At 44.3% G+C, this 10,060-nt stretch carries 12 protein-coding genes and 2 pseudogenes; 5 read left to right on the forward strand and 9 right to left on the reverse strand.

What is annotated here, in order from left to right; translation table 11 throughout:
• Positions 1-90, forward strand: a pseudogene (locus AC2VDX_RS11775) (IS5/IS1182 family transposase); the annotation flags it as partial.
• 21 nt (positions 91-111) lie between these two features.
• On the opposite strand, the pseudogene AC2VDX_RS11780 reads toward AC2VDX_RS11775, so the two are convergent.
• From AC2VDX_RS11780 to sufR, 9 genes and pseudogenes are all read right to left on the reverse strand, one after another.
• Positions 112-813 (reverse strand): annotated as a pseudogene (locus AC2VDX_RS11780) (M14 family zinc carboxypeptidase); the annotation flags it as partial.
• Between the two features lie 152 nt (positions 814-965).
• Complete coding sequence (locus tag AC2VDX_RS11785) at positions 966-1,604, reverse strand: histidine phosphatase family protein (protein WP_378174991.1); 639 nt, start codon at positions 1,602-1,604, stop codon at positions 966-968.
• A 66-nt stretch (positions 1,605-1,670) separates the two neighbouring features.
• Entirely contained in the window at positions 1,671-2,105 is a 435-nt protein-coding gene (locus AC2VDX_RS11790; RefSeq protein WP_378174994.1) for a PIN domain-containing protein, read from the reverse strand.
• Positions 2,089-2,352, reverse strand: a complete 264-nt coding sequence (locus tag AC2VDX_RS11795; RefSeq protein WP_378174997.1) for a hypothetical protein — start codon at positions 2,350-2,352, stop codon at positions 2,089-2,091. The genes AC2VDX_RS11790 and AC2VDX_RS11795 overlap by 17 nt, the downstream gene beginning before the upstream one ends.
• A gap of 103 nt (positions 2,353-2,455) precedes the next feature.
• Entirely contained in the window at positions 2,456-2,908 is a 453-nt protein-coding gene (locus AC2VDX_RS11800) for a hypothetical protein (RefSeq protein WP_378175000.1), read from the reverse strand.
• A 26-nt stretch (positions 2,909-2,934) separates the two neighbouring features.
• Complete coding sequence (locus AC2VDX_RS11805) at positions 2,935-3,108, reverse strand: type II toxin-antitoxin system HicB family antitoxin (RefSeq protein WP_378175003.1); 174 nt, start codon at positions 3,106-3,108, stop codon at positions 2,935-2,937.
• Between the two features lie 124 nt (positions 3,109-3,232).
• Complete coding sequence (locus AC2VDX_RS11810) at positions 3,233-3,478, reverse strand: hypothetical protein (RefSeq protein WP_378175006.1); 246 nt, start codon at positions 3,476-3,478, stop codon at positions 3,233-3,235.
• A gap of 96 nt (positions 3,479-3,574) precedes the next feature.
• A complete protein-coding gene (locus tag AC2VDX_RS11815) occupies positions 3,575-3,832 on the reverse strand; it encodes a hypothetical protein (RefSeq protein ID WP_378175009.1) in 258 nt (85 codons plus the stop codon).
• Between the two features lie 12 nt (positions 3,833-3,844).
• Complete coding sequence (gene sufR / locus AC2VDX_RS11820; RefSeq protein ID WP_378175012.1) at positions 3,845-4,483, reverse strand: iron-sulfur cluster biosynthesis transcriptional regulator SufR; 639 nt, start codon at positions 4,481-4,483, stop codon at positions 3,845-3,847.
• Positions 4,484-4,689: 206 nt separating this feature from the next.
• Between sufR and sufB the strand changes: the two genes are divergently transcribed.
• The 4 genes from sufB to AC2VDX_RS11840 all read left to right on the forward strand — a co-directional run bounded on the left by sufB (position 4,690) and on the right by AC2VDX_RS11840 (position 9,839).
• Positions 4,690-6,129, forward strand: coding sequence for a Fe-S cluster assembly protein SufB (gene sufB / locus AC2VDX_RS11825; protein ID WP_378175015.1), 1,440 nt, complete (start codon positions 4,690-4,692; stop codon positions 6,127-6,129).
• A gap of 164 nt (positions 6,130-6,293) precedes the next feature.
• Positions 6,294-7,085: a Fe-S cluster assembly ATPase SufC gene (sufC, locus tag AC2VDX_RS11830; protein WP_378175018.1), complete on the forward strand. Its 792-nt coding sequence runs from the start codon at positions 6,294-6,296 to the stop codon at positions 7,083-7,085.
• On the forward strand, positions 7,082-8,470 hold the full coding sequence (sufD, locus tag AC2VDX_RS11835) for a Fe-S cluster assembly protein SufD (protein ID WP_378175021.1): 1,389 nt from the start codon (positions 7,082-7,084) through the stop codon (positions 8,468-8,470). The genes sufC and sufD overlap by 4 nt, the downstream gene beginning before the upstream one ends.
• Positions 8,471-8,576: 106 nt before the next feature.
• A complete protein-coding gene (locus AC2VDX_RS11840; protein WP_378175024.1) occupies positions 8,577-9,839 on the forward strand; it encodes a SufS family cysteine desulfurase in 1,263 nt (420 codons plus the stop codon).
• The last annotated feature ends 221 nt before the right edge of the window (positions 9,840-10,060 follow it).

The following is a 10,060-nucleotide window of genomic DNA, read 5'->3' on the forward strand; positions in this document are numbered from 1 at the left end:
TTAAGTAAGGATTATGAACGACTACCCGAAACTTCAGAAACATTCATCTATGTTGCCATGATTCGGATCATGATTCGACGGCTTGCATAATTTTTAGCTCTCTCTGACTTTTAAAACATCCTCTAACGCTAACCAAGGCTTTAGGAAAGCTTCATCAAAAGCATCTCCATCATATTCATTCAGTAAAATTTCACGCTCAAGTAAAAAATACTTGGCACTTTCTTCTCTACCGGGGAAGCCATATAAGTAATCTATCGCTTGATTAGAAGAGCTATGAATATCGATTACATAATCAGCATCGATACACAAAGATTGTAGCTGATAGCGGTATCGTTCATTAAAAGGCGCTCCACTGGGAGACTGTATTTTTTCTAAAAGTTTATCGAAACTTATTTTAATTCTTTTATAATATTCCTTTTTTATAGCATCTATCTCAAAATGGGTGTGAAATTTTGCAAATTCTTCTAAATCTTCACATTCATTTTCATAGTCCCAAAAGATGCGGTTCCAGTCTTTACCATCGAATATATTATATCGACCTGTAGAAAAATAATGAGTCCGCTGATTGGTACTGATTGGATTGCAGACAGGAACTAGCCAAATTTCACCATTGATCTGGGTATCATTGATAGTAATCAAAAACTCTATTAGCTGGTGAATGACAGCATTGCCAACAATTTCCGCACCGTGCAGATTGGCTTGCAAATATGCTTTTTTACCGGGGTTAGCACCGATAAATTTATAAACTTGAATTGAGAGGCGATCGCCTGAAGCCAATTGTTGAATTGGAACTGTAGAAATAGTGGGAATCATAACAAAAATCATTACACAAAAATGCCTTGGCGACTGAAGTCGCGGCTACACAAACGAAACCTGCCTACGCAGATTTAAAATTTATTAGTCCGCGCAGGCGGACTTTGTTTGTACAGTTACGAATTCCATTCACCAGGTAATTTACAAACAAATCATGTACCTGGTAAGGTACGCAAACGCTCATCCAAATGAGTGCGATCGCTTAAGGCATGAAGTAATGGCCCATGAGCGCCAAACTCTACTATACTGACCGAACCCACCGGACATCCCAAGCGAAAGCGAAAGCGTCCGACATCAATTCCCAGCAAGCTACACAGCATAATCCGGATAGTAGCTTTGTGTGCAACAATTAAAACATTGCCGTTGTTAAACTGCTGCTTGATTTCTTCAATCACTTGTAACGAACGGTGAGCGATCGCTACCGCTAATTCTCCCTCAGTCGGCGGATACCAAGCGGGATCGGCAGTCCAGCGAATATAATCATCGTGATACTCGCGGTCAACTGTTTCTACAGTTTTTCCTTCCCACTTGCCATAGTTAATCTCCTTCAATCCGTCCCGCAATTCCATCTGCATCCCCACAGATTCACATAGCGGTTTTGCCGTTGCTACAGTACGCTGCATCGGACTACAAAAAATAGCAGTCCAGGGTAAGGAACGATAGGTAGCAGCAAAAGCTTTTGCCATCTCTACACCATCTGGCGTCAATTCTGGATCTATAGAACCACAGAAAACATTATCTCGACTGCGGTCTGTCTGTCCGTGGCGGAGGAAATAAAGCTTTAGACTCAAGGTAGTTTCTCTCGCTGTTCTCCACGCTCAATTGTAGGTGGAATGAGCGAGAAGCGCGTCATCCCTTCAACTTCCCCCAATCCTCATCTGAATCAGCAAAGTTTCTGTCGTCCAAGTCACACACCCACATCCCAAAAAATCACAATCTTGAGTCCAAATTGCCGCATCCATTTCCAAAGCTAAAGCCACTGTATGCCAATCATCAGGATCTCTAGGTATGCGATTTCTAGCTTCCGTCTCTAGGTGGATGTAATTCGTTTCTGGAACCAACCTGAGATCGGTTTCAATGATGTTCATTGCCTCATCCAGAATACCCTGTCCTATCGCGTCACTAAGACCTCTATTTATTCTTTCCGTCATCCGTCGCCTTAACTCATATTGAGTTTCATCCAAAACTTTTTCAGTGATGTAAAGCATGAGGCTTGGATGTCGCAATAACTCCCGTCCCCTTTGTCGCAGCAGTTCCCCCACCAGAATGTTAGCGTCAACTATCAGCATCATAGGGAAACGGCTTACTTGTATCGAAAAGATCGGCAAATTCGTCTTCAGTCATGCCAGTTTCAGCCAATGCTTTATTAACCAACTCAGCCAAACGATCTAGTTTGCGGTTGAGTTCTTCTTGCTTTGTCCGCTTCTTGGGGTAATAGTATCCCACGACTTCGCCATCAAGTTCTATTGCTAGCGGTTCGCTACCCGTCAGGTAATTGGCGGCTTTCTCCTGTAATTCACTCACTGCAACTTGCTTCATATTCCACTCCTTGTGTTGCGATCGCGCAGTAGTCACATTCTAGGCTAATCTTGAGCTGGGTAAGTTTGGGGAGAATGCGATCGCATCCCTACTTTTCTTAAAATTAGCTACCGTCAGATTCAACTGTGCCTGTTTTCTTTTGTGCATTGCGCCAGTCACAAACATAACGAGCTAGCATCTGACCCTCTAAAGCACAATTCCTTGCTATCTGTATAAATTCTTCTACTGATTTTGTTGGCTCACCAGGCAAAGATTTTACAACTTGGTGAGCGCAGGTATTGCGTTCTTTGCGCCAACTCTTTAAATCCACAATTAAGTCAGTACGTTCTTTCCAAGATATCTGACCATCTACTTTTTTCCACTTTTCAACTAATTCAAACAAAGAAGCTTCTTTTTTCGTCAATTCTAGATAACTGACAAGACGATCGGAGATAATGCTTTCAGCTATCATAACTGCTTCTAAAAAAAACTCTTTATTAATTCCCTCTTTCATCCGCTCAAAGGCATATTTATAAGAATTATACTTTATTGTATTTTTGCCATTTTCCAATTTCACGCTATTATCCTCCACTCTGGAAGTTTCTAATCTACCGTTTGTTCCTCGACTTCTAAACAAAGCTCAATAGCTTCTCGAATGCGTTCCATGAGTTCATCTAGGTATTTTGCTTGTGTATGGCAACCAGGAAGGCTAGGCACAGAAGCGACAAAATCTCCCTCAGAATCTCGCTCGATAATTAGGTTAAATTCTCTACTCATTTTTTTATTAACGCAACTGCTACCACCACTTTAAAAAGACTGCTTTGCTGCCTTGTTCGCGCCAAACTTTCCCATCTTTCTCAAACCAAGCGATCGCCTGTTCAGAAGAATTGTGAGTACACAGTTATATTGGACGTTTGAAGAACAGGATACCTTCATTTAAGTGATTCAATCTTGTGCCCTCAGTGTAAACTTCTTTTGCAGCTGACATTTCCCATCTTTCTTTTCCTAATATATTTAAAAACACAGACCAGGGCTGGTCTTTCCATTCTTTCAATTCCTGACCATCTAAATACACAGTGTGTATTTCTTGTGTTAATCCCCGCCCTAACCATACGTATCTAACAGTGCAATACTCCCAACTTGTCATCACAACTTTCCTCGCACTTTTTGTTAGTAACTGCTTGTTGGATAGATAAGTTTTTGTTAATTAATCGCTACATCTTCTTTATACAGCAACCAAGAATTACCACTTTAAAAATGCGGCATCGCTTCCCTGTTCGCGTCTAATTTTTGAATCCTGCTCAAACCAAGCGATAATCTGCTCAGGTGTTAAATCTTCAATAACAACACCGTACTCTTCGGCGATGTGCTTCAACACTCTTAAGGATGAAACGGTTATTCTTGTTAAAAACTTTTCATGAGTTTGAAGCAGTGCTGAATCTACCTTAACTGCTTCTTCGTAGCTCAAAAATTGTTCTGATGGTTGCTGTGGTTGCGTCATAAATATTTTTACTTACTGTTCTTTAATTAAATAGCCGCAGCGATGTTCTCCGTTAATAATCCAGTGCGTCCGTTCTACTTTACAATCTTGCAGGGCAGCGGCAAACATTTCTAACTCATGTCCGCAAACGCTGGGAAAAGATGAGGCAACATGAGAAATCGCACAATTATGCTCTATCAATATAAATTGAGAATCGCTCTCTGCCAGAGGATACCACTCTGCCATGTAGCCTTCAGCTTTGCGGAGTTCTACCAAATTAGCAACGCGATCGCGCAAATTTCCCTTACCCAGTCTCACTCGATATTCCATCGCCTTCCGTTCCCAGTGCTTTCGCAACACGGTACTGGCTTGCTCATAACCGAGCGTTTCTGTCAAGGTGTCTAGGAAATCAACAGCAAACTCTCCGTAATGATTCGGGAAGCGATCGCGCCCCTCTTGACTCAGCTCATAGACGTGCTGCGGGCGTCCCATCGCCGCAGGCACCGATTGATGGACGATCAGCCCTTCCGTCTCCAAATCCTTCAGATGACGCCGAATTGCCTGCGGACTCACCTCAAAGGCGTCAGCCAACTCCTGAGCCGTGGCTTGACCTGTTTTCAGTAAATGTTGCAAGATGTCCTGTTTGGTGGAAGGCTGCTGAGTAATCGCCATCGTCTTGCGGTAAAATTCCTATTATTGGACTTTGACAACATCTATGTTGCTAAAGTATTTTAAAATAGAATTAAGTAAAGCAACAAGCCTGTTGTTTTACTATTGTAATTGCAGTTTGACTGGGCGATCTACTCCGGACGCCCATGCCCTGAGCCTGCCATCCTGAGAGATTTGTCCGAAACAAACACGCGAGAACACTTTTATCTATGACTGCAAGCGTCAAGACCTTAGTCAATCAGCCCTATAAATACGGCTTTGTCACTGACATTGAGGCAGATACCATTCCTCGCGGACTCAGTGAGGACGTTGTTCGCCTGATCTCCGCCAAGAAAGAAGAACCGGAGTTCATGCTAGAGTTTCGCCTCAAAGCATATCGCCAATGGCTGAAGATGACCGAACCAACTTGGCCTCATGTCAAGTATCCCAAGATTGACTACCAAGACATCATCTACTACTCCGCGCCGAAGCAAAAGCCCAAAAAGCTGAACAGCCTGGATGAAGTCGATCCAACTTTGTTAGAAGCCTACGAGAAGCTAGGTATTTCGCTTTCAGAGCAAAAGCGGTTGTCTAACGTTGCCGTAGATGCCATCTTCGATAGTGTTTCAGTTGCCACAACATTTAAAGAGAAGCTAGCCAAAGATGGCGTGATCTTCTGTTCTATCTCCGAAGCTTTGCGGGAACACCCAGAGCTGGTGCAGAAGTACCTCGGCAGCGTTGTGCCAGTAGCCGATAATTACTTCGCCGCCCTCAACTCAGCCGTATTCAGCGATGGTTCCTTCGTCTACATCCCCAAAGGCACCAAATGCCCGATGGAACTCTCCACCTACTTCCGCATCAACAGCGGCGACACGGGGCAGTTTGAGCGCACGCTGATTATTGCCGAAGAAGGCAGCTCTGTGTCATATCTGGAAGGCTGCACAGCACCGATGTTTGACACCAACCAGCTGCACGCAGCTGTGGTGGAACTCGTTGCTCTCGACAACGCTGAAATTAAATACTCCACAGTACAGAACTGGTACCCCGGAGACGAAAACGGCAAAGGCGGTATTTACAACTTTGTCACCAAGCGGGGATTGTGTCAGGGAGTCAATTCTAAGATTTCTTGGACACAGGTAGAAACGGGTTCGGCGATTACCTGGAAATATCCCAGCTGCGTGCTAGTTGGCGATAATTCCGTGGGTGAATTTTACTCCGTTGCCCTAACGAATCATATGCAGCAAGCCGACACCGGAACCAAGATGGTGCATATTGGCAAAAACACTCGCAGCACGATTATTTCCAAGGGAATTTCGGCGGGTAAATCTTCAAATAGCTATCGCGGTTTGGTGAAAATTGGTCCCAAGGCAAAGGGCGCGAGAAATTATTCTCAGTGCGATTCGATGCTGATTGGAGATAATGCCCAAGCGAATACTTTCCCCTATATCCAGGTGCAAAATAACACCGGGAAAGTGGAGCATGAAGCTTCTACCTCGAAGATTGGGGAAGAACAGCTATTCTTTTTCTCACAGCGGGGCATTTCGGCAGAAGATGCTATTTCGATGATGATTAGTGGCTTCTGTAAGGATGTGTTTAATCAGCTGCCGATGGAATTTGCTGTAGAAGCTGATAGGTTGTTGAGCATGAAGTTAGAAGGCAGTGTGGGATAAATGAAACTACAGATAAATACAGATAAATCATCCGTGTTTATCTGTGTTTATCTACGGTTGAATTTCTTTACTCAAAAAGGTAAGGCGGGCATTGCCTACCTTTATGCTGAAATAGAATAAAAACCGCGAAGACGCTAAGGGCACCAAGGAAGAAGAGAGGAAAGATGATTATTGAAAATAGTGAGGTTATCCTATCTGTTCGGGATCTCACGGCAAATGTTGATGAAATTCCGATTCTTAAGGGTTTGAATCTGGAAGTGAAGGCGGGAGAAATCCATGCCATTATGGGACCAAATGGTTCTGGAAAAAGCACCTTTTCTAAGGTTTTGGCTGGACATCCGGCGTATGAGGTGACGGGCGGTGAGGTGATTTTTCGGGGGCAAAATCTTCTGGAAATGGAAGCAGAAGAACGTGCCAGGGCTGGGATATTTTTGGCTTTTCAATATCCTTTAGAAATTCCTGGTGTTAGTAATGTGGATTTCCTCAGAGTTGCCTATAATTCTCGTCGCAAGGCTGAGGGATTAGAGGAATTGGATGCTTTTGATTTTGATGAGTTGGTGCATGAAAAGCTGGATGTGGTAAAGATGAATCCTGCTTTTCTTAGCCGCAGCGTGAATGAAGGTTTTTCTGGTGGTGAGAAGAAGCGGAACGAGATTCTGCAAATGGCACTGCTAGAACCAAAGTTAGCCATTTTGGATGAAACGGATTCAGGGTTAGATATTGATGCGCTGAAGATTGTGGCGGATGGCGTGAATCAGCTGGCAAATGCAGAGAATGCGATGCTGGTGATTACTCACTATCAGCGGCTACTGAATTACATCGTGCCAGATTTCGTTCACGTAATGGAAGGCGGACGAATTATTACCAGCGGGACGAAAGAATTGGCTTTGGAACTGGAATCTCGCGGTTATGAATGGGTAAGGGAAGAAGAAGCAGCTGAGGTGGCGGCAAAATGACAATTCAAGTAACTTCTATTCCCAATCCCGAAGACATTGGGTTAAAGTCTGCTGCGACTAATCGAGATGCCAAGCTGGTTGAGTTGTTAAACTTGTCTCGCAGTCAGGAATTACAGGTACTCGATCCAGAGATGGTTAGCTGGTTGCAAGAATTACGCGATCGCTCCTCCTCTTGGATACCTCATCTCAAGTTTCCCACAACGCGGGATGAAGAGTGGCGCTTCACTGACATCTCGCCTTTGTTAAAGTTGTCTTTCCAAGCTGCTAAATCTGCGGATGTACCCCAGTCAGCAATTGAAGGATTGACTTTAGCAGAAGCAGCCGAAAGTCGTCTAGTTTTCGTTAACGGTGTTTATGCACCGGCGCTGTCATCTATTGCTAATTTGCCCGATGAGATATTTGTCGGAAATTTAGCCCAATTGCCAATAACTTATCGCACTCGGATCGGTAATTATTTCGCCCAACAAAAGGGTTTTGATGAGGTATTCACCTCCCTGAATACGGCAGGATTAACTGATGCTGCTATAGTGTGGGTGGCGAAAAATGTGGTAGTAGAAACACCGATTCATTTGCTGTTTCTGTCTACTTTTAGCGATCGCCCTACTCTCTCTCAGCCACGCTGTTTGGTAGTTGCTGAACCTAACTCTCAAGTAACTCTGATAGAAGATTATATGCCAGTTGGCGACTGGTGTGCGGATAAAACTCATCCGTATTTAATCAATACGGTTACAGAGATTTGGGTAGAAGAAAATGCTGAAGTTCGCCACAACCGGATTCAACGAGATAGTGGCGCAGCGTTTCATATTGGCAAGAGTGCGATCGCGCAATCCCGCAACAGTCGCTACACTTGCAATGCAGTGAGTTTGGGTGGCAAAATATCGCGCCACAACTTAGAAATTTATCAGTTGGGCGAACAAACTGAAACCACTCTCAATGGTTTAACCATGATTGCAGGGGAACAGATTGGCGATACTCACAGCGCGATTATTCTTAACCATCCCCACAGCACCACTCGCCAGTTACAAAAGTGTATTGTGGCTGATAAGGCTCATTCCGTCTTTAATGGGAAAGTCTTTGTTGCCAAAGCAGCACAATTGACGGATGCTGGACAATTAAATCGTAACTTGCTGTTGTCGCCTAAAGCGAGAGTCGATACTAAACCCCAACTGGAAATCATTGCCGATAACGTGAAATGTACTCACGGTGCAACAGTAAGTCAGTTGGATGATGAGGAAGTCTTTTACCTGCAAAGTCGCGGTTTAGACAAAGTGAGTGCTAACAACTTGTTAGTTGACGCTTTTGCTATAGAAATTATCAACCAGATTCCCATCGCTTCTCTGCAAACAAGCCTCTCTCGATGTGTTGCTTGTAGAACAATCGAATAGTGTGGAATAGGTAATAGGTAATGGGTAATGGGATTTTGAAGAAATAACTTCTAACTTTTACCAGTTACCAATTACCAATTATCAATTACCAATTACCTTTTTACCAATGACTCTAACCAAAGACAGAACACTCGCCGATAAAGTCCGTGCAGATTTTCCAATTCTGCACCAAGAAGTCAATGGCAAACCCCTAGTTTACCTAGACAACGCCGCCACATCCCAAAAACCTCTGGCGGTGCTAAACGCGATTCGGGATTACTACGAGCAGTATAATTCCAACGTACACCGGGGCGTTCACACGCTTAGCGCCAAAGCCACAGACGCTTACGAAGGTGCGAGGGACAAAGTTGCTGCTTTCGTAAATGCAGCCTCACGCCAAGAAATTATTTACACTAGAAATGCTAGCGAAGCAATTAATTTAGTTGCTTACAGTTGGGGTTTAAGTAATTTGCAGCGGGGAGACGAAATCATCCTCTCGGTGATGGAACATCACAGCAACTTAATCCCTTGGCAACTGACAGCGCAAAAAACTGGCGCAGTGCTGAAGTTTGTGGAACTGACACCAGAAGGAGTTTTTGATTTAGAACAATTCAAATCTCTGATTTCCGACAAAACCAAACTGGTTAGCACACTTCACGTTTCTAACACTTTGGGATGTATAAATCCAGTGGAAGAAATTATTGAAATTGCTCACCAATACGGTGCCAAAGTCTTAATCGACGCTTGCCAAAGCGCACCACATATGGTGCTAGACGTGCAAGCGATGGATTGCGATTGGCTAGTCGCCTCCGGTCACAAGATGTGCGCCCCGACTGGGATTGGCTTCCTCTATGGCAAGCTAGACTTACTGCGTTCCATGCCTCCCTTCTTAGGCGGTGGGGAGATGATTGCCGATGTGTTTCTCGACCATGCCACCTACGCAGATTTGCCGCACAAATTTGAAGCCGGAACGCCATCAATTGGGGAAGCGATCGCTCTCGGTGCAGCTATAGATTACCTCACCGAAGTAGGCAGAGACAACATCCACGCCTACGAAACTGAGTTGACAGCCCATCTATGGCAACAGTTGCAGCAAATCCCCGAAATCAAACTCTACGGACCTCAACCCACCAGCACAGGCGAAGGTAGAGCGCCACTCGCTGCTTTTACAGCTGGAGATGTCCACCCTCACGACTTATCCACTATCTTAGATCAAGCTGGCATCGCCATCCGTGCCGGACATCACTGCACCCAACCCTTACACCGTTACTTGAAAGTACAATCTACTGCACGGGCAAGTTTGTATTTCTACAACACCCGCGAAGAAATTGACGTTTTCATCACCTCTTTGAAGGAAGCTATCGAATTTTTCGGCGGTATCTTCGGCTAAGTCAACTTAAGCCCTGGCGAATGTAATTCGCGGCTACACAAACTAAGTCCGCCTGCGCGGACTTACAAAAACTCAAGGTTTTGTCTGTTGAGTATTGGGGGTGGGAAGGCTGGAAAATATGTTGCCACTGTAACTTTCGATAATCTTAACTTTCATGTTTTAGTCGATCCATCAAAACCAGATGAAATAGAAAAGCTGGTGGTAGGTGGACAAGAAGGGAT

The sequence above is a fragment of the Coleofasciculus sp. H7-1 genome (genome assembly GCF_057473865.1).

What these genes read in the sequence shown, in the direction of transcription:
- AC2VDX_RS11790 (WP_378174994.1), bottom strand. Translation starts at nt 2,105, where the DNA reads ATGATGCTGATAGTTGACGCTAACATTCTGGTGGGGGAACTGCTGCGA.
- AC2VDX_RS11795 (WP_378174997.1), bottom strand. Translation starts at nt 2,352, where the DNA reads ATGAAGCAAGTTGCAGTGAGTGAATTACAGGAGAAAGCCGCCAATTAC.
- AC2VDX_RS11805 (WP_378175003.1), bottom strand. Translation starts at nt 3,108, where the DNA reads ATGAGTAGAGAATTTAACCTAATTATCGAGCGAGATTCTGAGGGAGAT.
- AC2VDX_RS11810 (WP_378175006.1), bottom strand. Translation starts at nt 3,478, where the DNA reads ATGACAAGTTGGGAGTATTGCACTGTTAGATACGTATGGTTAGGGCGG.
- AC2VDX_RS11815 (WP_378175009.1), bottom strand. Translation starts at nt 3,832, where the DNA reads ATGACGCAACCACAGCAACCATCAGAACAATTTTTGAGCTACGAAGAA.
- sufR (WP_378175012.1), bottom strand. Translation starts at nt 4,483, where the DNA reads ATGGCGATTACTCAGCAGCCTTCCACCAAACAGGACATCTTGCAACAT.
- sufB (WP_378175015.1), top strand. Translation starts at nt 4,690, where the DNA reads ATGACTGCAAGCGTCAAGACCTTAGTCAATCAGCCCTATAAATACGGC.
- sufC (WP_378175018.1), top strand. Translation starts at nt 6,294, where the DNA reads ATGATTATTGAAAATAGTGAGGTTATCCTATCTGTTCGGGATCTCACG.
- sufD (WP_378175021.1), top strand. Translation starts at nt 7,082, where the DNA reads ATGACAATTCAAGTAACTTCTATTCCCAATCCCGAAGACATTGGGTTA.
- AC2VDX_RS11840 (WP_378175024.1), top strand. Translation starts at nt 8,577, where the DNA reads ATGACTCTAACCAAAGACAGAACACTCGCCGATAAAGTCCGTGCAGAT.